This is a genomic window from Duganella caerulea, from assembly GCF_040362985.1.
Taxonomy (GTDB): domain Bacteria; phylum Pseudomonadota; class Gammaproteobacteria; order Burkholderiales; family Burkholderiaceae_D; genus Rugamonas; species Rugamonas vulcania.
Genome location: NZ_BPWJ01000002.1, coordinates 1 through 24,485 on the forward strand (window position 1 = coordinate 1; position 24,485 = coordinate 24,485).

General features: G+C 64.9%; 21 protein-coding genes. 14 read left to right on the top strand and 7 right to left on the bottom strand.

Annotated features, from left to right (window positions below; all coding sequences use genetic code 11):
- The first annotated feature begins 55 nt into the window (after positions 1 to 55).
- The 4 genes from hrpA (at position 56) to ACUJB0_RS04775 (ending at position 6,205) form a co-directional block, all read left to right on the top strand.
- On the top strand, positions 56 to 4,066 hold the full coding sequence (gene hrpA / locus ACUJB0_RS04760; RefSeq protein WP_444844945.1) for an ATP-dependent RNA helicase HrpA: 4,011 nt from the start codon (positions 56 to 58) through the stop codon (positions 4,064 to 4,066).
- 88 nt (positions 4,067 to 4,154) lie between these two features.
- Positions 4,155 to 5,447, top strand: coding sequence for an extracellular catalytic domain type 1 short-chain-length polyhydroxyalkanoate depolymerase (locus tag ACUJB0_RS04765; RefSeq protein ID WP_444844228.1), 1,293 nt, complete (start codon positions 4,155 to 4,157; stop codon positions 5,445 to 5,447).
- 110 nt (positions 5,448 to 5,557) lie between these two features.
- A complete protein-coding gene (locus tag ACUJB0_RS04770) occupies positions 5,558 to 5,845 on the top strand; it encodes a type II toxin-antitoxin system RelE/ParE family toxin (protein ID WP_444844229.1) in 288 nt (95 codons plus the stop codon).
- 6 nt (positions 5,846 to 5,851) lie between these two features.
- Positions 5,852 to 6,205, top strand: coding sequence for an addiction module antidote protein (locus tag ACUJB0_RS04775; protein WP_161083681.1), 354 nt, complete (start codon positions 5,852 to 5,854; stop codon positions 6,203 to 6,205).
- Here ACUJB0_RS04775 and ACUJB0_RS04780 read toward each other — a convergent pair.
- Positions 6,141 to 7,394 (bottom strand): putative Na+/H+ antiporter, encoded by a 1,254-nt coding sequence (locus tag ACUJB0_RS04780; protein ID WP_444844230.1) that lies wholly within the window; start codon positions 7,392 to 7,394, stop codon positions 6,141 to 6,143. The genes ACUJB0_RS04775 and ACUJB0_RS04780 overlap by 65 nt on opposite strands.
- Positions 7,395 to 7,532: 138 nt before the next feature.
- Here ACUJB0_RS04780 and imuA point away from each other — a divergent pair, with 138 nt between their 5' ends.
- Both imuA and ACUJB0_RS04790 read left to right on the top strand, forming a co-directional pair.
- The gene (gene imuA, locus ACUJB0_RS04785) at positions 7,533 to 8,252 is read left to right on the top strand and encodes a translesion DNA synthesis-associated protein ImuA (protein ID WP_444844231.1); all 720 of its coding nucleotides are present in this window, start codon (positions 7,533 to 7,535) and stop codon (positions 8,250 to 8,252) included.
- Complete coding sequence (locus tag ACUJB0_RS04790; protein ID WP_444844232.1) at positions 8,182 to 9,660, top strand: Y-family DNA polymerase; 1,479 nt, start codon at positions 8,182 to 8,184, stop codon at positions 9,658 to 9,660. Before imuA ends, ACUJB0_RS04790 begins: the two co-directional genes overlap by 71 nt.
- A gap of 74 nt (positions 9,661 to 9,734) precedes the next feature.
- Here the strand turns inward: ACUJB0_RS04790 and ACUJB0_RS04795 are convergent, their stop codons facing one another.
- The gene (locus tag ACUJB0_RS04795; RefSeq protein WP_444844233.1) at positions 9,735 to 10,415 is read right to left on the bottom strand and encodes an RES family NAD+ phosphorylase; all 681 of its coding nucleotides are present in this window, start codon (positions 10,413 to 10,415) and stop codon (positions 9,735 to 9,737) included.
- A 5-nt stretch (positions 10,416 to 10,420) separates the two neighbouring features.
- Positions 10,421 to 11,065, bottom strand: a complete 645-nt coding sequence (locus tag ACUJB0_RS04800; RefSeq protein ID WP_444844234.1) for a hypothetical protein — start codon at positions 11,063 to 11,065, stop codon at positions 10,421 to 10,423.
- Between the two features lie 265 nt (positions 11,066 to 11,330).
- On the opposite strand from ACUJB0_RS04800, the gene ACUJB0_RS04805 reads away from it, so the two are divergent.
- Together ACUJB0_RS04805 and ACUJB0_RS04810 are read left to right on the top strand one after the other, a co-directional pair.
- A complete protein-coding gene (locus ACUJB0_RS04805; RefSeq protein ID WP_444844235.1) occupies positions 11,331 to 12,086 on the top strand; it encodes an alpha/beta hydrolase family protein in 756 nt (251 codons plus the stop codon).
- A 70-nt stretch (positions 12,087 to 12,156) separates the two neighbouring features.
- Entirely contained in the window at positions 12,157 to 13,149 is a 993-nt protein-coding gene (locus ACUJB0_RS04810; protein WP_444844236.1) for a thioredoxin fold domain-containing protein, read from the top strand.
- A 3-nt stretch (positions 13,150 to 13,152) separates the two neighbouring features.
- Here ACUJB0_RS04810 and ACUJB0_RS04815 read toward each other — a convergent pair whose 3' ends face one another.
- From ACUJB0_RS04815 to ACUJB0_RS04825, 3 genes are all read right to left on the bottom strand, one after another.
- Positions 13,153 to 13,500 (bottom strand): hypothetical protein, encoded by a 348-nt coding sequence (locus ACUJB0_RS04815; protein WP_444844237.1) that lies wholly within the window; start codon positions 13,498 to 13,500, stop codon positions 13,153 to 13,155.
- Positions 13,501 to 13,544: 44 nt separating this feature from the next.
- A complete protein-coding gene (locus ACUJB0_RS04820) occupies positions 13,545 to 14,471 on the bottom strand; it encodes a sensor domain-containing diguanylate cyclase (protein ID WP_444844238.1) in 927 nt (308 codons plus the stop codon).
- Positions 14,472 to 14,534: 63 nt separating this feature from the next.
- Positions 14,535 to 16,409, bottom strand: coding sequence for a M61 family metallopeptidase (locus ACUJB0_RS04825; protein WP_444844239.1), 1,875 nt, complete (start codon positions 16,407 to 16,409; stop codon positions 14,535 to 14,537).
- Positions 16,410 to 16,665: 256 nt separating this feature from the next.
- On the opposite strand from ACUJB0_RS04825, the gene ACUJB0_RS04830 reads away from it, so the two are divergent.
- From ACUJB0_RS04830 to ACUJB0_RS04855, 6 genes are all read left to right on the top strand, one after another.
- Entirely contained in the window at positions 16,666 to 17,124 is a 459-nt protein-coding gene (locus ACUJB0_RS04830; protein WP_117011535.1) for an Hsp20 family protein, read from the top strand.
- A 167-nt stretch (positions 17,125 to 17,291) separates the two neighbouring features.
- On the top strand, positions 17,292 to 18,797 hold the full coding sequence (locus tag ACUJB0_RS04835) for a DegQ family serine endoprotease (protein WP_444844240.1): 1,506 nt from the start codon (positions 17,292 to 17,294) through the stop codon (positions 18,795 to 18,797).
- Between the two features lie 59 nt (positions 18,798 to 18,856).
- Positions 18,857 to 19,516 carry a response regulator gene (locus tag ACUJB0_RS04840; protein WP_161083604.1) on the top strand — a complete coding sequence of 220 codons (660 nt, stop codon included), beginning with the start codon at positions 18,857 to 18,859 and terminating at the stop codon, positions 19,514 to 19,516.
- Between the two features lie 5 nt (positions 19,517 to 19,521).
- The gene (locus ACUJB0_RS04845) at positions 19,522 to 20,913 is read left to right on the top strand and encodes an ATP-binding protein (RefSeq protein ID WP_444844946.1); all 1,392 of its coding nucleotides are present in this window, start codon (positions 19,522 to 19,524) and stop codon (positions 20,911 to 20,913) included.
- Between the two features lie 32 nt (positions 20,914 to 20,945).
- The gene (gene coaD, locus ACUJB0_RS04850; RefSeq protein ID WP_444844241.1) at positions 20,946 to 22,094 is read left to right on the top strand and encodes a pantetheine-phosphate adenylyltransferase; all 1,149 of its coding nucleotides are present in this window, start codon (positions 20,946 to 20,948) and stop codon (positions 22,092 to 22,094) included.
- A 133-nt stretch (positions 22,095 to 22,227) separates the two neighbouring features.
- Positions 22,228 to 23,892, top strand: a complete 1,665-nt coding sequence (locus ACUJB0_RS04855) for a phospholipase D-like domain-containing protein (RefSeq protein WP_444844242.1) — start codon at positions 22,228 to 22,230, stop codon at positions 23,890 to 23,892.
- On the opposite strand, the gene ACUJB0_RS04860 is transcribed toward ACUJB0_RS04855, so the two are convergent.
- On the bottom strand, positions 23,889 to 24,395 hold the full coding sequence (locus tag ACUJB0_RS04860; protein WP_444844243.1) for a hemerythrin domain-containing protein: 507 nt from the start codon (positions 24,393 to 24,395) through the stop codon (positions 23,889 to 23,891). The two genes, ACUJB0_RS04855 and ACUJB0_RS04860, sit on opposite strands and share 4 nt — an antisense overlap.
- Positions 24,396 to 24,485: the final 90 nt, after the last annotated feature.

The window sequence follows — 24,485 nt, forward strand, 5'->3', positions numbered from 1 at the left end:
CCCGGACGGTGGCCAGCCGCAGCAGCCGCGCGTTCCGCGCCCGCCCCGCGCCGCGCTGCCGGATGGCGAGGGCGCGCTGCCGCCGCCGCGCCGCGAGGGCCGGCCACCGCGCCTGACACCCGAGGAACTGGCCGCCCGCGAAGCCGAACGCACCTTCCGCAACCCGCTGCCGCCGATCACCTATCCTGAAGACCTGCCGGTCTCCGGCCGCCGCGACGAAATCGCCGAAGCGCTGCAAGGCCACCAGGTCATCATCGTCTCCGGCGAGACCGGCTCCGGCAAGACCACCCAGCTGCCGAAGATCTGCCTGGAACTGGGCCGCGGCCAGAAAGGCCTGATCGGCCACACGCAGCCGCGCCGTATCGCCGCCTCGTCCACCGCCAAGCGCATCGCGCAGGAACTGGGCACGCCGCTGGGCGTCACGGTCGGCTTCAAGGTGCGCTTCGCCGACACGCTGACCAAAGGCGCGTCGGTCAAGCTGATGACCGACGGTATCCTGCTGGCCGAAACGCAAACCGACCCGCTGCTGAAGAACTACGACACCATCATCATCGATGAAGCGCACGAGCGCAGCCTGAACATCGACTTCCTGCTTGGCTACCTGAAGCAGCTGCTGCCGCGCCGCCCGGACCTGAAGGTGATCATCACCTCCGCGACCATCGACGCCGACCGCTTCTCGCGCCACTTCGGCACTCCCGAGAAGCCGGCGCCGGTGATCGAAGTCTCGGGCCGCTTGTACAAGGTGGAAGTGCGCTACCGCCCGATCGAAAGCGACGTGCAGAACCCCGCCGTGGCCAACGCCGAAGGCAAAGGCCAGCGCACCGCCGCCGCCCGCGAAAAGCGCGACCTGATGGACGCCGTGGTCGACGGCGTCGACGAACTGGCGCGCCTCGGCTCCGGCGACGTGCTGGTGTTCCTGCCCGGCGAACGCGAAATCCGCGACGCCGCCGAAGCCCTGCGCAAGCACCACCCGCCGCACGTGGAAATCCTGCCGCTGTTCGCCCGCCTGTCGGCCGAAGAGCAGGAGCGCGTGTTCAAGCTGACCAACGCCCGCCGCATCGTCCTGGCCACCAACGTCGCCGAAACCTCGCTGACCGTGCCGGGCATCCGCTACGTGGTCGACGCCGGCCTGGCGCGCGTGAAGCGCTACAGCTACCGCAACAAGGTCGAGCAGCTGCAGATCGAACCGATCGCGCAATCGGCCGCCAACCAGCGCGCCGGCCGATGCGGCCGCGTGGCCGACGGCGTCTGCATCCGCCTGTACGAAGAGCAGGACTTCCTGCAGCGCCCCAAATTCACCGAGCCGGAAATCCTGCGCTCGTCGCTGGCGTCGGTCATCCTGCGCATGAAGTCCCTGCACCTGACGGACGTGGAGACCTTCCCGTTCATCGAACCGCCGCTGGCACGCGCCATCGCCGACGGCTACCAGCTGCTGCAGGAACTGGGCGCGGTCGACGAATACAACCAGCTCACGGCACTGGGCAAGAAGCTCGCCAAGCTGCCGCTGGACCCGCGCGTGGGCCGCATGATCCTGGCCGCGCTGGACAACGTCTGCCTGGACGAGATGCTGATCATCGCCTCCGCGCTGTCGGTGCAGGACCCGCGCGACCGGCCGATGGAGCACCAGCAGGCCGCCGACGAAGCACACAAGAAGTTCGCCGACGAGAAGTCGGAGTTCCTCAGTTATATCAAGATCTGGAAGTGGTTCGAAAACGCGATTGAGCACAAGAAGACCAACCGCCAGCTGATGGACAACTGTCGCACCAACTTCCTGTCGCAACTGCGGCTGCGCGAGTGGCGCGACGTGCATTCGCAGCTGCTGACCATCGTGAAAGAGCAGGGCTGGCGCATCAACGAGACGCCTGCCACGTACGAGAACCTGCACCTGGCGCTGCTCACCGGCCTGCTGGGTAACATCGGCTTCAAGAGCGAGGACGAACCGGGCGCCGGCTACCTGGGCGCGCGCGGCATCAAGTTCAACATCTGGCCGGGTTCCTCGCTGCTGAAGAAGCCGGGCAAGTGGATCATGGCGGCGGAACTGGTCGACACCACGCGCCTTTACGCGCGCTGCGTGGCGCAGATCCAGCCGGAGTGGCTGGAGAAGGTCGGCGGCCACCTGCTGAAAAAATCGTGGGGCGAACCGCGCTGGGAAAAGAAATCGGCGCAGGTGACCGCGTCCGAACGCGCCACGCTGTATGGGCTGGTGGTGTACAGCCAGCGCCGCATCAACTATGGCTTGTTCAATCCAGTGGAGGCGCGCGAGATTTTCATTCGCGATGCGCTGGTCGGCGGCGACTACGAAACGCGCGCGCCGTTCTTCGCGCACAATCATAAGCTGATCAAGGAAATCGAAAACCTTGAGCACAAGTCGCGCCGCCTCGACGTGCTGGTGGACGATGAACTGATCGCCGCCTTCTACGACAAGCTGATACCGGCCGACGTGGTCAACGGCGCCGGCTTCGAAAAGTGGCACAAGGATGCGACGGCCGCCGAGCCCAAACTGCTGTACCTGAACCGCGACGAGTTGATGCGCCACGAAGCGGCCGGCGTGACCACAGACCTGTTCCCGAAGATGATGTCGGTGACGGGGCTGGAGATGCAGCTGACCTATCACTTCGAGCCGGGCAGCGTGCGCGATGGCGTGACCATGGCCGTGCCGCTGTACGCCTTGAACCAGCTGCCGCGCGAGCGTTGCGAGTGGCTGGTGCCGGGCATGTTGAAGGAGAAGGTGCACCTGCTGCTCAAATCCCTGCCGCAGAAGCTGCGCCGCCATTGCGTGCCGCTGCCGGACTACGCGGCCAAGTTCTGCGAACGTGTGCACGAAGCGGGCGTGTTCGGCCGGGGCGACTTGATCGATGCGATCATCGCCGACATCCGCGCGCAGATCACCATCTCGGTGCTGACCAGCGACTTCAAGCCGGAGACGCTGCCGGCCCACCACTTCATGAACTTCAAGGTGATCGACGAGCACGGACGCCAGCTGGAGATGGGCCGCAACCTGGCCACGCTGCAGGCGGAATTCGGCACACAGGCACGCGAGAGCTTCCAGAAGATGGCCGAGTCGTCGGGCGGGCAGGGTGTGAGCATGCGGGCATTGGGGACGGGCGGCAGCGCGGCGCCGTCCACATCGGCGAAAGCCGGTGCGCCAGCGGCGGCGCAGGGCAAGGGCGCGCCGGCGACGGCGGCCGCCGCGCCGACGGCCACAAGCGGCATCACGCTGACCGGCCTGACCTCGTGGACCTTCGGCGAGCTGCCGGAGCTGCTGGAAATCGCCCAGGGCAAGCTGACGCTGATCGGCTTCCCGGCGCTGGTGGACAAGGGCACGCACTGCGACCTGGAAGTGTTCGACGACCCGACCGTGGCCGCGCGCACGCACCGCATTGGCTTGCGCCGCCTGTTCGCGCTGCAGATGAAGGACCAGATCAAGTTCATCGAAAAGAGCATCCCCGGCCTTCAGCAGATGGGCATGCAGTTCATGAGCATGGGCACGCAGGAAGAGCTGCGCGAACAGATCATCAATAAGGCCTTGGACATCGCCTGCTTGCAGGACCCGCTGCCGATTGACGCGGCCAGTTTCGCCAAGCGCAAGGACGAAGGTAAATCGCGCCTGGTGCTGCTGGTGAACGAGATCGCGCGTTTGCTGTCGCAAGTGCTGACCGAATTCCACGGCCTGCCCAAGCGCCTGCAAGGCCTGCCCGCGCAGGCGGCGGCCGACATGCAGTCGCAGTTGCAGGGATTGGTCAACAAGCGCTTCCTGTCGGAGAACGAGTACAGCCAGCTGTCGCACTTCCCGCGCTATTTGAAGGCGATGAACGTGCGTATCGAGAAGCTGCGCGGCGACCCCGCGCGCGACGCCAAGCTGATGGCCGAATGGCAGCAGGCTGCGATGCTGTACCAGCGTGCCAACAAGGACAAATCGGCCGGCAAGAACACCGATCCGAAGATGGTGGAATTCCGCTGGATGCTGGAGGAGTTGCGCGTGTCCCTGTTCGCGCAGGAGCTGCGCACGCCGATGCCGGTATCGGCCAAGCGGCTGCAGAAAGTATGGGAGTCGATGCAGCGTTAATCGTTCGTTAAGCGCTTGCTATGAGCGCTGGCGCACGCAGGCTGGAGCGGGTTTCAAGTAGACTTTATCGCAACAGGAGAACGCCGCGATGAAGAGATCCGCCAGCAGTTTGTTGCGCACTTTGGTCCGCGCCGGGACGCGGCAAAGCCGTACCGTCAGCAAGCTCGTGACGGCACTGTTCACCGCCCCCGCAGCCGCCAAGACCAAACGCAAACGCAAACCCGCCGCCAAGGTGGCCAAGCCGGCCGCGCTGGCCAAACCCGCGAAGCCCGCCAAGCCCGTGGCCAAGCCGGCCGCGCCGCGAGTGCGCGCCGCCACGACGCCTGCTGTGCCGCAGGTGCGCGCCACCACGTCCGCCGCATCACGAGTCCGCGCCACCGCCACCGCCACCGCCGCACCGCGAGTCCGCACCACGCCGCCCGCAGCTCCAGGCACCACGGTCGGCCGCAGCACCATTCCATCGGCCGCCACACACGTCCCGCCGTCGCCCGGCAAATGGCTCGCATCGCACTACGCCACTCCGACACGCCGCATGAGCTACTGGCTCTACCTGCCAAACAATCCGCCTGAAGACACGCAACGCAAAGGCCTGCCCCTGCTGGTGATGCTGCACGGCTGCCACCAGACCGCGACCCAATTCGCACAAGGCACGCGTATGAACCAGTGGGCCGAGCAAATGGGCTACGCCGTGCTCTATCCGCAGCAACTGGTCAGCGTGCAAGCGCAGCGCTGCTGGAAATGGTACGACCGCGCCACGCAGGAGGGGGGCGGCGACGTCCCCACCATCGTCGGCATGATCGGCAAGGTGATGACGCAATACGCCATCGACCGCTCGCGCATCTACATCGCTGGCATCTCGGCCGGCGCCGGCATGGCCAACATCATCGCGCTGAACCACCCGCAATTGTTCGCCGCGGTGGGGCTGCACTCAGGCCCCGTCTTCGGCGCGGGCCACAACACCATCGGCGCGCTGGGCGTGATGCAGCACGGCGCCGCCACGCGGATGGACAGCGCCGCGCATGAGGTGTTGATGCGCCATCCTCAGTTCCCCGGCATGCCCGCGATCCTGATCCAGGGCGAGGGCGACCAGGTGGTTCGTCCGGTCAACCAACTGCAGCTGCTCCGCCAAAGCAGGTTGTTGAATAAGCTGTCCGCCGCACCGAAGATCACCCACAAGCCGCAAGGACGCGGCGGCCGCCACAACGCCCACCAGCTGCACGATTTTTACGAAGGCAGAAAACTGCTGCTGCGCGTCGCCCGGATCGCCGACCTCGAGCACGCCTGGAGCGGAGGCGACCCCGCACTGGCCTTCAACGCCAAAGCAGGCCCCGACGCCAGCAAGATGATGCTGGAATTTTTCTCACGCCACCGGCGCACCTGATGCATATCATTGAAGTTCGCAGTTGCTCATTCTGATGTCGAATGATGGGATAACATCGTCCTTGTATTGGTGTATCCCATGGAATACAATCAGATTAGGCCCTCTGGAATATGGATATCCTTCAGACCGAACTTTTCAGTTCATGGTTTCGTTGCCTGAGAGACCGTAGAGCCCGTACCTACATACAGGTTCGTATTGACCGGGCGGAGGATGGCAACCTGGGCGATCATAAGTTTGTAGGGGATGGCGTTTCCGAGATGCGTATCGATTACGGTCCCGGATATCGTTTGTACTACACGTTCCGAGGTGCTTCGCTGATTATTTTGTTGGCGGGCGGAGATAAATCGTCCCAGGCCAAGGACATCGCAGCTGCGCAAGCGCTGGCACGACAACTGTAGGAGGTCATCGTGGAGCTGAAATTAAAAAAATGGGATAGTGCCGAACATCTTCAGACCAAAGAAGACATGGCTCTGTACTTTGAGGTCTGCCTTGAAGAGGCGGGCGATGACGTGGCGTTCATTGCCAAGGCGCTCGGCAACATCGCCCGCGCCTACGGGATGACGCAACTTGCCAACGAAACCGGCATGGGCCGCGAAAGCTTATACAAAGCCCTGTCCGCCGACGGCAATCCAAGCTTCGCGACCATCCTGAAAGTTGTGCGCGCGCTTGGATTGAAATTCCACGTCGGAGTGCTTACAGCAGAAAAGCCAGCGCAGCCACGATCGTCGGCGCCAGCGCGCCGGCCAGCAGGCCGATAGCGCCTATCGATTCATCCTGGAAGCCGCGCCGCAGCAGCGAGACGCCTGCCGGATTCGGCGCGTTGGCGATCACCGTCAAGCCGCCGCCGGCCACTGCGCCCGCCACCAGCATGTATTGCGACTGTGCCGAAATCCCCTGGATCAAAGAGCCGAGGTAGGTCAGCGCGGCGTTGTCGGTAATCGCCGTCAGGCCGAGCGCGCTGAAGAACAGCGCCGTCGGCGGCAGGCTCTCGACGATAGGCTGCAACCACCATTGCTGCATGCCGCCCAATACCACCAGCCCGGCCAGGAAGAAGCCGACCAGTAAGCCCTCCTTGATGATCAGCGGATTCTGGTAGCGCTGGTAAGCCTGCGTGAATCCCAGGAACAGCATGAAGATGCCAAGGAACAGCACCGGATGATGGCCCAGCAGCACCACCGCCGCCAGGAAGGCCAGGTGGATCGCGGTGACCGTCAATGGCACCGCCGGCGCCGCAGCAGCTTCGGCCGATGGCGCGGACGGCGTCCGCAAATGCTTGCGCAGCATGAAGGTGACAGCGGTCGCGTTGATGACCACCGCAATGGCCGCCTTCCAGCCGAAATGTGTCAGCATGAAAGCGCTGTCCCATTGCCAGGTGCCAGCCACCATCAACACCGGCGGCGCGGCGTAGGCGGTCAGCGTGCCGCCGATCGAGACGTTGACGAACAACACGCCCAGCGCGCCATACTTCAGCCACTCCGGCATGCCGTCGCGGAACACCAGCGGCGCCAGCATCAGCGCGGCCAGCGTCATCGCGGCCGGCTCGGTGATTAGCGAACCGGTCAGCGGCACCAGCGCCAGGCCGAACCACACCAGCGCCAGTTCGACGCGCATCGGCAGCAGCTTCGCCAGCACCAGCAGCAGGCGCTCCATGATGTCCAGCACCGGCCGCGAGGCGGCCACCACCATCACGGTGAACACGAACAGCGGCTCGGTGTATTGGCGCGACTCGGCGTAATGGATGGCCGCCTCGCCGCCGCTCAGCAGCGCGATGGCGGCGATCAGGATGAAGGCCCAGAAGCCGAACACCACCTCCACCTCGCCCAGCAGGTGGAACAGGCCCGCGTGGCGCGGGTGGCGGTGCGACAGGATTTCAAAGGATTTGGCTGCGAAAGTATGCAGCAGCGCCAGCCCGAACAGGATGGCGCCGACCAGTTGAATGGTTTGCAAAGGATGTCCTTATTGTTAGGTTGCCTGAACCACATGGTACAGCATGGGACGCACGATACAGAGATCGGCCTTGCCAAAAACCGCCGCAAATAGTACTGTGTATTTGTACAGTATATGCGGTAGAATCCCATCCAGACCATGAGCCGATCCGCCACCTCTCCAGCCACCCTGGCGCCCGAAGCCGTCCACCCATCGTTATGGCTGGCGTCGCAGCTGGCGCACAGCGCCACCCGCTGCGCCGACACCGGCTTTGCCGCCTTGTCGGCCCAGCTGCCGGGCGGCGGCTGGCCGCTGGGCGTGCTGATCGACCTGCTGGTGCAGCAGCACGGCATCGGCGAGCTGCGGCTGCTGCGGCCGGCGTTGCTGGGGCTGGGCAAGCGGCCCATCGTGCTGCTGCAGCCGCCGCACGCGCCGCAGGCGCTGGCGCTGGCCGCGCTGGGGCTGGAGCCGTCGCAACTGGTGTGGATACGCAGCGGCGCCAAGAGCGGCGACGCCTTATGGGCGGCCGAACAGGTGCTGCGCAGCGGCTGTTGCGGCGCGCTGCTGCTGTGGCAAAACCACGCGCGCGGCGAAACGCTGCGCCGCCTGCACCTGGCGGCGCAAAGCGGGGACACGCTGTTCTGCATGCTGCGTCCGCTGGCCGCCGCGCAGGATGCCTCGCCGGCGCCGCTGCGGCTGTCGTTGCATACTGCGCCGGGCGGCGTCAACATCGGCTTCGTCAAGCGACGAGGGCCGCAGCGCGACACGCCCTTGTTTTTGCCCTTAACCCCATCGCTCTTACAACGCCATGCGCCTCTGGATCGGACTACACCTGCCACGGCTCCCGCTCGAAGTATTCTGCCCGCGCTGGTCGGATGACCGCTGCACCGTGGTGCTGGAGCAGGAGCGGGTGGTGGCCATGTCGGCGCTGGCGCGGCAGGCCGGCATCGAGGCCGGCATGCGGCGCGGCGGCGCGCTGATGCTGGCGCCGCAGTCGCAGTTCCAGCAGCGCGCGCCACAGCTGGAGGCGGACGCGCAGCACGCGGTGGCGATGGCGCTGCTGCAGTTCACGCCGCAGCTGGCGCAGGCGGAGGAGGGCACGCTGCTGCTCGACATCGGCGCCAGCCTGCGCCTGTTCGGCGGCATCCGCGCGCTGTGCCGGCAGGTGGCTGCCAGCATGGAGGCGCTTGGTTTCACGGCCTGGCTCAGCTGCGCGCCCACCGCGCGCGGCGCCTGGCTGCTGGCCCGCAGCAACGCCGGACGGGCCTTGACGATGGACGCGTTAGTGCGGCGCATGGACCGCTTGCCCGGCAGCCTGCTGCCTCCGGCCCGGCCCTACCTGAGCTGGTTGGAAGGCATCGGGTGCTTGACGCTGGGCGAGATGCGCCGCCTACCGCGTCCCGGCTTGCAGCGCCGCTGCGGCCGCGCCTTGCTGGACATGCTGGACGACGCCCACGGCGAGCGCGCCGAGATGCACCAGTGGCTGGAGGCGCCGGCCAGCTTCCGCGCCAGGCTGGAATTGTTCGACCGCGTGGAAAACGCCGAGGCGCTGCTGTTCGGCGCGCGCCGCCTGTTGCAGCAGCTGACCGGCTGGCTCAGCGCGCGCCAGTTCGCGGTCGAGCGCATCCGCCTGCTGCTGGAGCACGAGCGCGGCAAGGTGGCCGGCCCGCCAACCGTCATCGACATCATGCTGGCCGAGCCGACCTGGCGCGACGAGCACCTGGTGCGGTTGCTCAAAGAGCGCTTGGCCAAGCAGGTGCTGGACGCCCCGGTGATCGGCCTGTGCCTGGAGGCGCCGCAGGTGCAGCCGATGGCGCCGCCGAGCGACTCGCTGTTCCCCGAGCCGGGCGGCAGCAAGGAGGACTGGCAGCGCCTGCTGGAACTGCTGACCGCGCGGCTGGGGCCGGAGAACGTGCTGCAGGCGGCCCCGCGCGCCGACTACCGCCCCGAGCAGGCCAACGCCTGGGTCAGCGTGCAGGAAAAAATCCGACCCGCCGACGCCCGCGCCCAGCTGCCGCCGGACATGCCCAGCCTGCCGCGTCCGGCGTGGCTGCTGGCCAAGCCGATTCCCCTGCTGATGCGCGACCACCGGCCCTATTACGGCTCGCCGCTGAAGATCATGTCGACCGGCGAGCGCATCGAGGCCGGCTGGTGGGGCGCGATGCAAACCCGCGACTACTTCATGGCCGAGGGCGAGGACCACGCCCACTACTGGCTGTACCGCGAGCGCATCGGCCACGAGGGCGAGCAGTCGGCGCGCTGGTATCTGCACGGTTTGTTTGGTTAGACATCACGGGAATAAGGCCACGTGGCCGAGCGCGCCTCAAGCTGGCGCGTGTCCATCTGCGCCAGCTTCAACGGTTACAACGCCTCCGGCCTGATGTAGCATGGATCGGCAAGGAGTTTGAGGTACTCATCGCTACCCACAAAGGGATGGGCGGCCATAGTCAGTTGTGAGGCCAGGACATCTCTCACGCGCGAAGAAATCACATAGGCGACCTTTCCCGGACTCCGGCGTGAGGGATACGCAAAACCATGAACCGCTCCCTGATATTCCTTGATGATCTGATCGATCTCCCGACCCAGGCACTGGCACCAGCTGTAGTTCGGGCTGCGCAGCTCGTCGTAAATCCCCAGCTTGCTGGCTGCTTCGCCGGACAGATCGAAGAGTCGCAGCGGCTCACCAAAGCTCAGCTGGGCAATAACCCCTCTCCTGGCTGCGCCGGTGAAGACGAATCTACCCGGAAGCGTCGCCAGGCTCTTGCAGAACCTGCCCTCCCATACTGCGGTGGCGTCATCCTCCGCGGCGTAAATCCAAAAAACATGGTCTCCGTCTTTATCCGCTGGTCCCTGAGCCGGCCCGAACCTTCCGGTACGGCTCACTTCAGTTGGCCAGATTGATGCCGTATTTCGGGCAGCGCGAACCAGGCTTTGTTTAACCGGTAGTTCGAAAATTGTAGACGCCAGCACGGTGCGCAAAAGATCCGGCGGCGGTAGTTTGATTGCTATGTCTTGTTGAACATCTTCATCACGGCGCGACATTTAATTTAGTCCACAAGTTCGGCCATGCTCCTGAGTTGCCACTTCGCTTGTTCAACTACCTTGCGCATCCGTTCATGCGTCGGCAGTTTGAGTAACGATCGCTGGCTATCGTGGATTGCTCTCCGAGTTTCAAATGGTAGCCCCGCAAGTACTTCAGCGGGAGATAGATCATTTAACTCCTCGGCTTCGCCCACCCAGAACGCATGAGTTTCGCTACTCGGCATGTCATCGAGCATAATCAACACCGGAGAGATCAATTCGGGAACCGGCTGGACAAATTGCCATGCCGGGAACTCCTTACCGATACTTCGTCCAGTCGGGGTGAGGCAATAAAACTTTTTGTTCTCGGCAGCGCGATAAAACGATGCTTGAGAAAGCTTCACCCACCCTTGTTCGAGGACATCCGAGGCCTTGAGCTTTGACACCGGCAGACGGTCTGGGCGATTCAATGCAAGAGCGCCCGTGACCAACAGCTGTTTAACTTCAAGGACAGTCTGCTTGACCATTTTCATCAAACGTATATCCCCGGGCTTCTGTGCAAGCGCATCCAGACGTTCGATTAACAGTTCGGAAAACTGTTCAACGGCAGGAAGATCACTTTCGGCCAAGGGGGTATCAGTTCGCTCAATGACGTTGGTAGTTGGTGTCATCTCTCGATCCTCACGCGTATTGTGGTGGAGCTATCGCAGGATGCGTCGCGGTTAGTCGACGGACCCGATTTAACTTGACCGGATGCTGGGATAAACTGGAGTTAATTCTGCAACGATCATGACATCTCCTGCTGGAAGACTCTTTGCTGGCATGGTGTCACACTCTCTCAATTTTATCAAGTTTCTTGTTGTTATCATATGCCCGGCGCCCGGCCGGGGTGAATTTATTTTATGCTCGCATTTGACCCTTTAAACGGAACATCACATGCGATCACATCGACAGGAATTTCACGGCGCCGACGGCCAGAAGCTGGCCGCGCGGCTGGACGCGCCGGACGGCGACATCCGCGCCTACGCCTTGTTCGCCCACTGCTTCACCTGCGGCAAGGACGCGATTGCCGCCAGCCGCATCGCGCAGGCGCTCACCGAGCATGGCGTTGCCGTGCTGCGTTTCGACTTCACCGGCCTGGGCGCCAGCGAGGGCGAGTTCGCCAACACCAATTTCTCGTCGAACCTGGCGGACCTGCTGGCGGCCGCCGCCTACCTGCGCGCCAGCCACAAGGCGCCCAGCCTGCTGATCGGCCACAGTCTGGGCGGCTCGGCGGTGCTGGCGGTGGCCGGCGATGTGCCGGAGGCCAAGGCGGTGGTGACGCTGGCCGCGCCCAGCCATCCGGTGCGCGTGACCGGCTTGTTCAGCCAGCACCTCGACCAGATCGCCGCCGAGGGCGAGGCGCAGGTGCAGCTGGCGGGCCGGCCTTTCCGCATCCGCCAACAGTTTGTCGAGGACGCGGGCGGACACAATTTGAAGCTGAAGATCGCGGCCCTGAAACGGGCCTTGCTGGTGATGCACGCGCCGGGCGACGACACGGTCGACATCAGCAACGCGATGGAGATTTTCACCGCCGCCAAGCATCCGAAAAGCTTCATCTCGCTCGACAGCGCGGGCCACCTGCTGACCGACCGCGACGACGCCGTCTACGTGGCCAACCTGATCGCGGCCTGGAGCGACCGCTATATCTGAATGATGTTGTTATATAATATTTCCTTTTGTTTAACCACCGGCGACGCCGGCACATCAGGGAACATTAGCGATGAACATATTCAAACAGAGCATCGGACAGTGGCGCGCACTTGGCGCTGTCGTGGGCATGGCTTGCGCGCTGCTGGCATCGCCCGCGCACGCGGATGGCCGCAGCGCGACCCACAACCTGCTGGCCAATATGGCGCGCGCCAACCGGACCCTGGGCATCACCGAAAACAATAGCCGCGCCATACCGACGCTGGTGCGCGGCATGTACGTGTTGAACGACAACACGGGCGCGTTCGTCGGCATCATCAACGAAGCGGGCACGATTTACGGCGACATCAACGGCTTCCAGGTGCTGAGCACCACCACCACGCCGCCACGCAAGATGACCAGCGAAGAGCTGCGCGACCTGCAGCAGGAAGTGCTCGCGGCCATCGATTACGACAAGCTGATCAAGGTCAGCTACGGCGATGGCGGCGGCCGCAAGATCGTGCTGTTCTCAGCGGTCGATTGCGGCTTCTGCCAGCGCTTCGAGCAGGACTTCATGAAAAAAGGCAGCGGCGTGAACACCACCTTCTACGTCGTGCCGATGTCGCTGCAGGATTACAGTGGCGGCGTGGCGAAATGGCAGACCGTGTCGCGCATCTGGTGCGCCGACAACAACACCGCGGCGTGGAAGAAGTACTGGACCACGCTGGACGCGGCGCCAAGCCATGGCTGCGAATTCGATCCGAAGAATGCCGAGCAGGCGGCGCGCTATCTGAAGCAGGTGCTGGCGGCCGTGGGCAGCCGCGCCGGCGGCACGCCCAGCTTTGTGCGTGAGGACGGCTCCATCCTGAACAACAAGGCCGATATGGATCTTGCCTACATGAAGAGGACCTTCGGCGGCGAAGCCATGCCCAAGCTGGCGGCGCCGAAGCCGGCGCAGTGGCTGGTGGCGGCGGCGGACATTCCCGCCGATGCGCAGCAGCCCGCTGCCGCCCAGCCGGGCGAACAGCAGCAGTCGAAGAAAATCAAGATCGACGTGAAGGATGCGTTGAAGAAGTTGTTTAACTAAGGCTTATTCGTCGCCGAATTCTTCGGCGAGGTCTTTCCAGCCCTTGCCGGCGGCGAAGGTGTTGAATTCGTCCGGCGCTTCCAGCACCAGCAGCTTGCTTTCCTGGAGCACGGAATCGCCGGCGGTCAGGGCCGGGCCCTTGTAGCCGACGGTGCGCAGTTGCGCGACCACGGCGTCGATCAGCGCTTTGTCCTTGTGCAGGCCGCTGATCGAACCGGAAAAGTCCACATACACATCGATCGCGCCGTAACCTTCGTCGAAGATACGGATCGCCTTGGCGTCGTGGGCACGGCCGGAGCCGTCGGTGGCCTTGAAGGGGCCGCTGAGTTGGATGTCGGTGTCTTTGTTCATAGCGCTCAGCATACACCAAAATCCGCAAACGCCAAGGCGCCGGCCTAGCGCGAAACGGTGTTGCGCCCTTGGTGCTTGGCCCGGTACAGGGCTTGGTCGGCCTGCTCGTAGACCTCTTCCTGGCTCAGCGCCGCGTGTGGCGTCATGAACGCCAGGCCCAGCGACAAGGTCACATGGCCGCTGGGCGCGTTGCCCTGGTGCGGGATGCGGCGCGCCGCCACGTCGGCGCGGATGCGCTCGGCCAGCGCCTGGCTTTCATCGGCGCTGTTGCTGGAGAACAGGCAGGCGAACTCGTCGCCGCCGATGCGGAAGCACAGGTCGCCCGGACGGTTGAGCGCGTGGCGCATGGCGTCGGCCACCGCCTTGAGCACCTGGTCGCCCTGCGGGTGGCCGTAGCTGTCGTTGTATTCCTTGAAGCGGTCGACGTCGATCAGCAGCAGCGTCAGCAGGCGCTGGTCGCGGTGGGCGCGCTTCTGCTCCTCGCCGAAGCGGATGTTGAGGTAGCGGCGGTTCTTCAGGCCGGTCAGCTCGTCGGTCACGCTGTCGATCTGCGCGGCCTTGGTGTCCGTGATGTCGGTCGAGACGGCGCAGGTGGCGTAGACCCGGCCCTCTTCGTCGATCAGCGGGAACTTCACGGTCATGTAGGTGTGCAGCGTCTTGTCGCGGTGGTAGACCGTTTCCTCCTCATGGATGGCGCGCCGCTCCAGCGCCGCCGTACGGTCGTTGCGCCACAGCTGCTCGGCGATCTCGCGCGGGAACAGCTCAAACACGTTGGTGCCGACAAACTTGGCGGCGTCGTAGCCGTCGAGGATGTCGAAATGGCGATTGGCCATCGTGATATTGCCCTGCAAATCCTTGGTCGATATCAGGATGGGAGCGTTGTCGAGCAGGGCGTGGAAAATGCGGTCGGACGCGCGCAGTTGGTCTAGTTCGGTGCGCGGTGGAGGGAGGGGATCGATCCGGTCTGGCATGGGACCAGTATAACCCGGCGGGGCGCCGCCACAAGCGGCCGGCGCCCCGTCGAAACGACAATGTTACTTCAGCGGTTGCAGAATTGCATCAAGGCGGTCCGGCGTGCCCTCGATGCGCTCCAGGCGCGGATACTTCAGGCCGTCGTGATAGTCGAGCGCATAGGTCTGGTACAAGCTGCCCTTCTTGACCAGCAGGTTGATCGGCTCCTTGCCGGTCTTGGCGGCCGTGACGGCGGCGCGCAGCACATCGGCCTTGTAGGCGCGGCCGTTGACGGCCAGCAGCGTGCTGCCGCCCGACAGGCCGGCCTTGAAGCCCAGACCTTCCCACACGAAGCCTTCCAGCTTGCCATCCGGGCCCACCGAGAAGCCCAGCGAGTACTGGAAGTTGGCCGACTTGCTTTGGTCTTCCCTGGCTTTCAGGAACTCGGTCTGCTTGTCGGTGTAGACCAGTTTCCAGCCGGCGCGCGCCAGGCCGTCCAGCGGCGCGCCGGGGCCGTGGCCGTCCAGGCGGGTGCGCAGGAACCCGGCCCAGTCGTAGGGCTGCACCGCGTTGAGCGCCTTCACCACGTCGTCGAAGGTGTAGTGCTTGGCCACGTTGACGCCGTCGTCGACGCCGAAGAAGCTGCGGGCGAAGTCGTTGAGCGAGCGTTTGTCGCCGGATTTTTCGCGGATCAGCGTGTCGGCGTCCAGCCAGATCAACTCGCCTTCCGAGTAGTAGTCCTCGGCGCGCTGCCAGTTGTTCCAGCCTTGCGGCCGGCGGGCGTTGACGATCGGGTCGTTGGTGGTGTCCTGCACCGCGCGCCATTCGCGGCCGCGGGTGTTGTCGTAGCGGGCGGCGGTGGCGGCCAGCAGGTCGCGCGTGTGCTCGGGCTTGATCAGTCCCGAGCGCGCCGCGATCACCGCGCCCCAGTACTGGGTCTGGCCCTCGTACACCCACAGCAGCGAGTTCTGCAGCGGCGTGTTGAAGTTGGGGACGTTCTGGTCGGCCGGGCGGCGGAACTTGCCGTTCCACGAGTGGGTGAATTCATGCGGCAGCAGTTCGCGGCCGGCCTCGTTCTTGCCCCAGTCGGTGAAGTAACCCGTCTTGACGCCGTTCTCGCTCGACTGGTGATGCTCGCGGCCGATGCCGCCGAACTCGTCGCTGATGGCGAACAGGAAGTCGTAGTGCTGGTAGTGCCGCGAGTTGAACAGCTTGTAGGCCTGCTGCACCATGGCGCGGTGCGGAGCGATCTGTTCCGGCGTCGCCTCCAGCTGCTCGGGCGTATCGGCCACCACGTTCAGGTGCACCGGCACCTTGGCGCCCGGATCGAGGTCGTAGCGGCGGAAGTGGCGGCCGGCGAACAGCGGCGAATCCATCATCGCCTCCAGGTCCAGCGGCTTGAAGGCGATCTCGTCGCCGTTGCGCGCGGCTGTCTCCAGCGCGGTGCCGTACTGCCAGCCGGCCGGCAGCGTCAGGTTGGGCTGCATGGTGATGCGGCGGCTGTTGTAGCCGGCCGGGTACAGCGTCACCGATTGCCATTGCACGCCGAGGATGTCGTTGGTCATCGTGTTGCGGCCCTGGTTGGCCTCGGTCGGCGACAGGTACTGGAACTCCACGTCCACCGACGACGCGTCCCTGGGAACCTCGATGTGGAAGGCGTAGACGTTGACCGTGTCGCGCTTCCACTCCAGCGGCTTGCCGTTGGCGCTGACCTTGAGGCCGGCGAACTGGCTGATCGCGCCGCTGGGGCCGTGGTTGCCGACCACCCACTGCGGATACAGCAGGGTCAGCTTGCCGGGCTTGGCGGGAATGGTTTCGCGCACGCGGAAGATTTGCTGCGCCGTGTTGGTGGCGTCCACTTTCAAGACGATGGTGCCTGGGTAAGGCTGTTCGGAGATGGCTTCTGCCTGGGCGCTGAAGGCGGTAGCCAACAGGACGGCGAGGGCGGCACGTGACATGGACATTTGGTTAATAACGAGGTTGGACAGGAAGGCGAGTGTAGCACGCAGGTAACTTATAAATCTGGCAAAAAGATGGCGCGCCGCAGCGAAAATATTTTAAAAAAAGTGCGGCGCTGGGGATCTTGAGACCGTTTTTCAAGGCCTTGAAAGGCCCGAAAACCATCCTTATATCGGACTCAGTGGTTGCCCAGATGGGGACCACCGAGGGGAATCTTCCCCGTCCATATCGCTTAACTTTAAAAGGATATTTATCATGCGTACTTTTGACCTGACTCCACTGTATCGTTCCGCCATCGGCTTTGACCGCCTGGCACAAATGCTCAACGACGCCCAGCGCGGCGATTCGACCCCGAGCTATCCACCTTATAACATCGAACTCGTTTCGGAAGACAAGTACCGCATCGTGATGGCGCTGGCCGGCTTCGACCGTTCGGAAATCGACATCACCTTCGAGCGCGATTCGCTGCACGTTGTCGGCCGCAAGCAGAAGGACACCACCGAGCGCACCTATCTGCACCGCGGCATCGCGGCGCGCGATTTCGAGCAGCGCTTCCAGCTGGCCAACCACGTCAAGGTGACCGGCGCCACGTTCGACAACGGCATGCTCAACATCGAGCTGGTGCGTGAAGTGCCCGAGGCGCTCAAGCCACGCAAGATCGTCATCGACGGCAGCGACAACGTCACCGCCCTGGAGCAGCGCCAGGCCGCCTGAGCTTCCGTAGCTGAGTAGTCCCGACTGGCCGGTTTATCCGGCCAGTTTTGCGTAAACTTTCACATAAGCTCGGCTGCTTGTAAGCAATTGTATTGTTAAGACGGGTCTAAGTTTTTACCTTCATATTGGATACATCTACAAACCTCATTCAATTCAGGAGTGCAGCTATGTCCGAATCTACTCTCAAACGTGCAGCCCTCGCCGTGGCAGTGCTGGGCGTGATAGGCGTGGGTGGCGCCGCCGTTGTCAAACAAGGGAATGCCGTCGCCGCCGCCCCCGTCGTGGTGCAAGCCGCCGCGCCGGTGCAGGCCGCCGCGCCAGTCGCCGTGCCTGCGCCGCCCATCGCGCTGCCCGACTTCAGCGTCATCGTCGCTCACAACGGCCCGGCCGTGGTCAACATCAGCGTCACCGGCAGCACCAAGACCGCGTATGACGGTGGCGAGCAGGGCGGCCGTGGCGATCCGTTCGCCGACGATCCCTTCTACGAATTCTTCCGCCGCTTCCAGGGCCCGCAACAGCGCGGCGGCCAGCGCAGCATGCCGACCCACGGCCTGGGCTCGGGCTTCATCATCAGCGCCGACGGCATCATCCTGACCAACGCCCACGTGGTGCGCGACGCCAGCGAGGTGGTGGTCAAGCTGACCGACCGCCGCGAGTTCCGCGCCAAGGTGCTGGGCTCCGATCCGAAGAGCGACGTGGCCGTGCTGAAGATCGACGCCAAGAACCTACCGGTGGTCCCGCTGGCCAAGGGCAACGACCTGAAGGTGGGCGAGTGGGTGCTGGCGATCGGTTCGCCATACGGCCTCGACAACACCGTCACCGCCGGCGTGGTTAGCGCCAAGGGCCGCTCGCTGCCCGACGGGAACGTGCCCTTCATCCAGACCGACGTCGCCGTCAACCCCGGCAACTCGGGCGGCCCGCTGTTCAACACGCGCGGCGAGGTGGTCGGCATCAACTCGCAGATCTACAGCCAGACCGGCGGCTACCAGGGCCTGTCGTTCGCCATCCCGATCGAGGTGGCCGGCAAGATCAAGGACCAGATTGTCTCCACCGGCAAGGTCACCCACGCCAGGCTGGGCGTGACGGTGCAGGAGGTCAACCAGGGCTTTGCCGATTCCTTCAACCTGGCCACGCCGGAAGGCGCGCTGGTGGCCAACGTCGAGAAGGGCAGCCCCGGCGACAAGGCCGGCCTGAAGGCGGGCGACGTGATCCGCACCATCAACGGCACCAAGATCATCAGCTCGGGCGATTTGCCTGCCATCGTCGGCCTGGCCTCGCCGGGTGATAAAGTGACGCTGGAAGTCTGGCGCCAGGGTAAGCCGGTACAATTGAGCGCCACGCTGGGCAACGCCAACGACAAGGTCGCGGCGGACGACGGCGACGAGCGCGCCGGCCAGGCCAGCGCCAAGCTGAAGCTGGGCTTGTCGCTGCGTCCGCTGGAAGGCATCGAGAAGCGCCAGTCCGGCATCCCGGGCGGCCTGCTGATCGAGGATGCGCGCGGCGCGGCGGCCAACGCCGGCGTGCAGCCGGGCGACGTGCTGCTGTCGGTCAACGGCCGGCCGGTCAACAGCGTGGAGCAGGTGCGCGAGGTGGTCGACAAGTCCGGCAAGTCGGTGGCATTGCTGATCCAGCGCGGCGACGATAAAATCTTCATTCCGGTGCGATTGGGCTAAGGTTAAGCTGACCCCGCGCGGGCCGGCAGAACGCAACACAAAAACAGAAAGGAAACAATATGCGACTTCTGCTGGTGGAAGACGATACGATGATCGGCGAAGTGGTGCTCGACCTGCTCAGGGCCGAGCACTACGCGGTGGACTGGGTCAAGGACGGCGCGATGGCCGACACCGCGCTGCAGACCCAGACCTACGACCTGGTGCTGCTGGACCTGGGCCTGCCGCGCAAGGACGGCCTGGAAGTGCTGCGCTCGATGCGAGCGCGCAAGGAGCTCACGCCGGTGCTGATCGCCACCGCGCGCGACGCCAAGGAACAGCGCATCGCCGGCCTGGACGCCGGCGCCGACGACTACGTGCTCAAACCCTACGACCTCGACGAACTGCTGGCGCGCATCCGCGCCTTGCTGCGCCGTTCGGCCGGCCGCGCCGAGCCGGTGTTCGAGCATGGCGGCGTCAGCGTCAATCCGCAGACCCGCGAAGTGATCGCCGACGGCAAGCAGGTCAGCCTGTCGGCGCGCGAATGGGCGGTGCTGGAGGCGCTGATCGCGCGGCCGGGCATCGTGCTGTCGCGCCACCAGCTGGAGGAAAAACTGTACAGCTGGAAGGATGAGGTCAACAGCAACGCGGTCGAAGTCTACATCCACGGCCTGCGCAAGAAGCTGGGCGCGGAACTGATCCAAAACGTGCGCGGCCTGGGATACATGGTACCCAAGCTATGAAGGCGATGAAGGTCAAGCTGCCGTCGCTGCCACGGGTGCCCGTGGTGACGCACTCGCTGCGCGGACGCCTGTTGTGGTTCCTGCTGGCGGCGATCACCATGGCCGCCATAGCGCAGGCCATGATCGCCTACCGGAGCGCGCTCAGCGACGCCGACCAGATCTTCGACTATCACATGCAACAGATGGCGATGTCGCTGCGCTCCAGCGCCACGCTGACCAACAAGGCGGCCGACACCGCCGCCGATCCCGAGAACGACGACCTGGTGGTGCAGGTGTGGACGCCGGACGGCGCGCAAGTGTTCCGGTCGCTGTCGCGCGCGGCGCTGCCGCAGCGCGCCGTGCTGGGCTTCTCCAACGTCAAGGCCAACAACACCACCTACCGCATCTTCTCCGTGCAGACCAGCAACCAGACGGTGCAGGTGGCGCAGGACATGGCCGTGCGCCAGCGCATGGCCGGCACGCTGGCGCTGCGCACGGTCGGCCCGATCGCCGTCATGGCGCCGGTGCTGATGCTGGTGGTGTGGTGGGTGGTCAGCGGCTCGCTGGCGCCGGTGTCGCGCGTCAAGCGGCAGGTGGCGGCGCGCCAGGCGGACGATCTGTCGCCCGTCTCCGAAAACGATTTGCCCGACGAGGTGCTGCCGCTGGTGCACGAGCTTAACCTGCTGTTCGGCCGCGTGCGTACCGCCTTCGACGCCCAGCAGCACTTCGTGGCGGACGCCGCGCACGAGCTGCGCTCGCCGCTGGCCGCGCTCAAGCTGCAGGTGCTGAGCCTGGAGCGCGCGCAGGACGAGGCGGCGCGCAGCGTGGCCATCGGCCGCGTCACGGCCGGCATCGAGCGCGCCACTCGGCTGGTGGAACAGTTGCTGGTGCTGGCGCGCCAGGAAGGCTCGGCCAACGACGTCAAGCTGGAGCCGGTCAACCTGAGCGAGCTGGTCAAGCGCACGCTGGGCGACATGGCCGGGCTGGCGCAGGCGCGCCAGATCGACCTGGGCCTGCACCACGCCGACGACAATGCGTCGGTGGGCGGCCAGCCGGACGCGCTGATCATCCTGCTGCGCAACCTGGTCGACAACGCCATCAAGTACACGCCGGCCGGCGGCACCGTCGATATCGACCTGCGCCGTAGCGCCGGCGCCACAAAAGCGGCGGCCGGCCGCGTGGTGCTCAGCGTCGAGGATTCCGGCCCCGGCATCCCGGCCGAGGAGCGCGAACGCGTGTTCGGCCGCTTCTACCGCGTGCCCGGCAGCCAGGCCGGCGGCAGCGGGCTGGGGCTGGCGATCATCAAGTCCATCGCCGAGCGCCACGGCGCCGTGCTGACCCTGGGCCAGTCCGAGCGCCTGGGCGGCTTGCTGGTCAAAGTCGATTTTCCCGAGACTGCGAAGGCCACTCCAGTCTAAAATGCCACTTTGACATGGCGTTGGAGCGGCGTATGAGGAAAATCGGCTTTTCGGGCACCCTGGACCCTATCACCAACGGACACATGTGGGTGATGAACGAAGCCCGTTCGCTGGCGGACGAGGTGGTGGTCTTCCTGTCCGAGAACCCGGCCAAGAAGCCCAAGTTCACGGCCGAGGAGCGCAAGAGCATCATCGCCCTCAGCTGCGCGGAGCAGGGCTGGGACAATGTGACGGTGGTCATCGTCAAGGGCGACTACACGGCGCGCGCGGCCAAGAAGCAGGGCGTGCACTGCCTGATCCGCGGCATCCGCACCACCGCCGACTTCGATTACGAAAACCTGATCCAGCAAACCAACGTCGACGTGCTGCAGGGCGCCAAGACCATCTTCGTCATGCCGCCGCGCGACCTGGGCTCGGTCAGCTCCAGCTTCGTCAAGGCGCTGGAGGGGCCGATCGGCTGGAACTGGATCATGAAAAAGTTCGTGCCCGGCCCGGCCTACCACGCCTGGGTGCTGAGCTGGCTGCGCAAGGAATGGGAAGCGCTGTGGGACTACGAGCACCGCGACGCCACCGCCATCGCCCACGCCGACCAGTGGTTCGTGCGACTGACCGGCGCCACGGCCTACGGCGGCCCGGCGCGCCACTATCACAACCTCGACCACCTGGTGCACGGCCTGTGCGAGATCCGCGTGTGGGCGGCCAACACGCGGCCCGATCCGGTGGACGTGGACATCGTCAAGCAGGCGTTCTGGTTCCATGACGCCGAGTACGGCCACAGCGGCGAGCCGGGCGCGCTGACCAACGAGGAAGCCAGCGCCCAGCTGTGGCTGGGAAGCCACCTGGGCCAGGAGATGGCCGACGCCGCCGAACTGATACGCGCCACCGACCATTTCCAGGAAGCCTTGATCAGCCACCGCCTGAAGGACACCATGCTCAGCGTGGACCTGGCGATCCTGGGCCAGGACGACGAGGTCTACCAGAACTACGCGCGCGCCATCCGGCAGGAATACATCCACCTGCCGGACGCCAAGTACCGCGAGCAGCGCGGCGGCGCGCTGGCCCATCTGTGCCGCAAGGCCGAGGCGGGGTTGCTGTTCGGCAACGCCTACTTCGCCGACCAGTACAACGAGCGCGCCATCGACAATATGCAGCGCGAGATGGAACGCCTGGCTGTGTCGTGAAATAATTTCATGTTGCCCGCCGTCATAGCGGCGGGGTGGCCGGGATCCGCCTCCGGTGAGAAAGTGCGTAGATTTTGATGCACATTGCGAACTATAGTGCATTGACTTTCCGCAAACTTTCTCAGGGGGCACTATGGCTGCACATCTGCAAGTGGTGACGAATTCCGACGACGCGTTGCTGGCTTGGACGCCCGATCCCTGGAGCGACGACCTGGTCGGCTTCCGGCTGGAACGCAAGGATCTGAAGACCGGCAACGTCACGGTTCTCAATAACCGCATCCCGGCCGGGGCCGACGGCACGCAGGTGCCGGTGGGCGGGGTCGCCTCGACCGCGTCGCCGATCCGCCGCTGCATGTGGGTGGACCACGACGTGGAACAGGCGGGCCACGCCGCCTACCGGGTCACGCCGATGGCGGCCTCAGCCGATGGCTTCGTGGTGCGCGAAGGCGAGGCCTCGCCCTGGGTGTCGGCCGAGGCGCCGGACAGCGGGGACGAGGGCACGGCCGTGTACTTCAATCGCGGCACGATCATGTCGCAGGTGGTGTCGCGGCTGGCTGGCGGCGAGGTCAACATCAAGTCGCTCAAGGCCCTGAAGGCGCACCTGGCCGAGCCCGGCTATCCGGGCCGGCGCTACCTGGCAGGGCAGGCGCGCCACGCGCTGCTGGACTTCATGGCCAACGCCGACCGGCGCGGCAACCACATCTACGCGGCACTGTACGAGCTCAACGATCCCGAACTGATCGCCGGCCTGAAAGCGTTCGGCGCGCGCTGCCATCTGCTGCTGGGCAACGGCAGCTCCACCTTCGACGACACCGCGCACGAGCTGGAGGCGGCCGACGTCATCGTCAAGCACCGCGACCTGTCGCACAATGGCGCGTCCAGCCCCAGCGTGCACAACAAGTTCGTGGTGGAGGTCGACTCCGCCAGCGGCCAGGCGCTGCGCATGCTGACCGGCAGCACCAACTGGACCACGACGGGCCTGTGCACACAGCTTAACAACGTGCTGGTGCTGGAGCGTCCGGGCACGGCCAACCGTTTCTACCAGCAATGGCGCAAGCTGGCCGAAGTGGGCGACGACATGCCCGAGCAGCTGCGCGTCGACAACGGCAAGGCCTCGGTGGACGGCAACATCACCACCTTCTTCGCCGCCACCAAGGGCCAGGCGGAATTCGCGCCGGTGCTGGACGCCATCGCCAAGGCCAAACACGGCGTGCTGTTCCTGATGTTCATGCCGGGCCAGTCGCCGTTGCTGGAGGCGCTGCTGGCGCGCGTGGCCGAGGCGGACGCGCCCTACATCCGCGGCGTGGTGTCGGCGGTGACGCGGAGCGAGAAGGGCGTGGTCACCGAGCACAACGCGCAGGTGATCGCCAACGGCGTCGATCCGGCGCGCTTCCACAACGAGGTGCTCAAGCCGGACGGCCTGCCGCCGGCCAACCTGCCCAAGTGGGCGCTGGACGAATTCCAGCGCAGCATGTACCTGAGCGCCGGGCTGAACGCGATCGTCCATTCGAAGACGCTGGTGATCGATCCGTTCTCGGACGATTGCGTGGTGGTGACCGGCTCGCACAACTTCTCGCCGGCGGCGTCCGGCAAGAACGACGAGAACCTGGTCATCATCCGTGGCGACAAGGCGCTGGCGCAGGCGTACGCGGTGCACATCGAAGGCGTGTACGACCACTTCGCCTGGCGCGCCTTCCTGTCGAACGGCGGCGATCCGGCGTCCATCTACCAGCCGCTGACCGGCTGGCAGAGCGGCAACCGCGCCAAGGAACTGGCGTTCTGGATGAACCGGGCCTAGTGCGGCGGCAGCTCGATTTGCTCCTTGCGCGCGGCGATCTCGGCGCCGAGCGCATCGAGGTCCAGCTTGGCGTTGCGGGCCTTGGGGAAGACCTCGCCTTCCTCTTCCTGGACATGGTGCTCGATCAGCTCCGACAGCACCTTGACCTTGGCATCGTACAGGTCGTCGGTGGCCTCCATCGAAATGATCTGTGCGATCAAGTCCTTGGCGGACGCGTGCTCCACCAGGGCTTCGTCCATCAGGTCGTCGGCCTTGGTCGCGGCGCGCACGGCGGGGTAGAAGATTTCCTCTTCCGCCGTCGCGTGCTTGGTCAACTCGGTGCAGATCTGCAGGGCCAGTTTTTGCTTGCTGACATGCGCGCGGTCGCCCAGTTCTTCATATTGCTCGAACAGCGACTTGACGTGTTCATGGTCTTCCGTCAGCAGCGTGATGGCGTCCTGCGGCTCGGTCTCGGTGGGGAGGGGCTTGGGTAGTTTGTCTTGCGAGCGGGCGGTGGTTCTCATATCGGCTCCTTGCGTGGCGAATGAATGGGATACTGCGGACCCAGTCTAGGAGCGCGATCAACGACGGTCTGTGCGTTGTTCAACCTTGCC

What these genes read in the sequence shown, in the direction of transcription:
- ACUJB0_RS04765 (WP_444844228.1), top strand. Translation starts at nt 4,155, where the DNA reads ATGAAGAGATCCGCCAGCAGTTTGTTGCGCACTTTGGTCCGCGCCGGG.
- ACUJB0_RS04770 (WP_444844229.1), top strand. Translation starts at nt 5,558, where the DNA reads ATGGATATCCTTCAGACCGAACTTTTCAGTTCATGGTTTCGTTGCCTG.
- imuA (WP_444844231.1), top strand. Translation starts at nt 7,533, where the DNA reads ATGAGCCGATCCGCCACCTCTCCAGCCACCCTGGCGCCCGAAGCCGTC.
- ACUJB0_RS04790 (WP_444844232.1), top strand. Translation starts at nt 8,182, where the DNA reads ATGCGCCTCTGGATCGGACTACACCTGCCACGGCTCCCGCTCGAAGTA.
- ACUJB0_RS04795 (WP_444844233.1), bottom strand. Translation starts at nt 10,415, where the DNA reads ATGTCGCGCCGTGATGAAGATGTTCAACAAGACATAGCAATCAAACTA.
- ACUJB0_RS04800 (WP_444844234.1), bottom strand. Translation starts at nt 11,065, where the DNA reads ATGACACCAACTACCAACGTCATTGAGCGAACTGATACCCCCTTGGCC.
- ACUJB0_RS04805 (WP_444844235.1), top strand. Translation starts at nt 11,331, where the DNA reads ATGCGATCACATCGACAGGAATTTCACGGCGCCGACGGCCAGAAGCTG.
- ACUJB0_RS04810 (WP_444844236.1), top strand. Translation starts at nt 12,157, where the DNA reads ATGAACATATTCAAACAGAGCATCGGACAGTGGCGCGCACTTGGCGCT.
- ACUJB0_RS04815 (WP_444844237.1), bottom strand. Translation starts at nt 13,500, where the DNA reads ATGAACAAAGACACCGACATCCAACTCAGCGGCCCCTTCAAGGCCACC.
- ACUJB0_RS04820 (WP_444844238.1), bottom strand. Translation starts at nt 14,471, where the DNA reads ATGCCAGACCGGATCGATCCCCTCCCTCCACCGCGCACCGAACTAGAC.
- ACUJB0_RS04825 (WP_444844239.1), bottom strand. Translation starts at nt 16,409, where the DNA reads ATGTCACGTGCCGCCCTCGCCGTCCTGTTGGCTACCGCCTTCAGCGCC.
- ACUJB0_RS04830 (WP_117011535.1), top strand. Translation starts at nt 16,666, where the DNA reads ATGCGTACTTTTGACCTGACTCCACTGTATCGTTCCGCCATCGGCTTT.
- ACUJB0_RS04835 (WP_444844240.1), top strand. Translation starts at nt 17,292, where the DNA reads ATGTCCGAATCTACTCTCAAACGTGCAGCCCTCGCCGTGGCAGTGCTG.
- ACUJB0_RS04840 (WP_161083604.1), top strand. Translation starts at nt 18,857, where the DNA reads ATGCGACTTCTGCTGGTGGAAGACGATACGATGATCGGCGAAGTGGTG.
- ACUJB0_RS04845 (WP_444844946.1), top strand. Translation starts at nt 19,522, where the DNA reads ATGAAGGTCAAGCTGCCGTCGCTGCCACGGGTGCCCGTGGTGACGCAC.
- coaD (WP_444844241.1), top strand. Translation starts at nt 20,946, where the DNA reads ATGAGGAAAATCGGCTTTTCGGGCACCCTGGACCCTATCACCAACGGA.
- ACUJB0_RS04855 (WP_444844242.1), top strand. Translation starts at nt 22,228, where the DNA reads ATGGCTGCACATCTGCAAGTGGTGACGAATTCCGACGACGCGTTGCTG.
- ACUJB0_RS04860 (WP_444844243.1), bottom strand. Translation starts at nt 24,395, where the DNA reads ATGAGAACCACCGCCCGCTCGCAAGACAAACTACCCAAGCCCCTCCCC.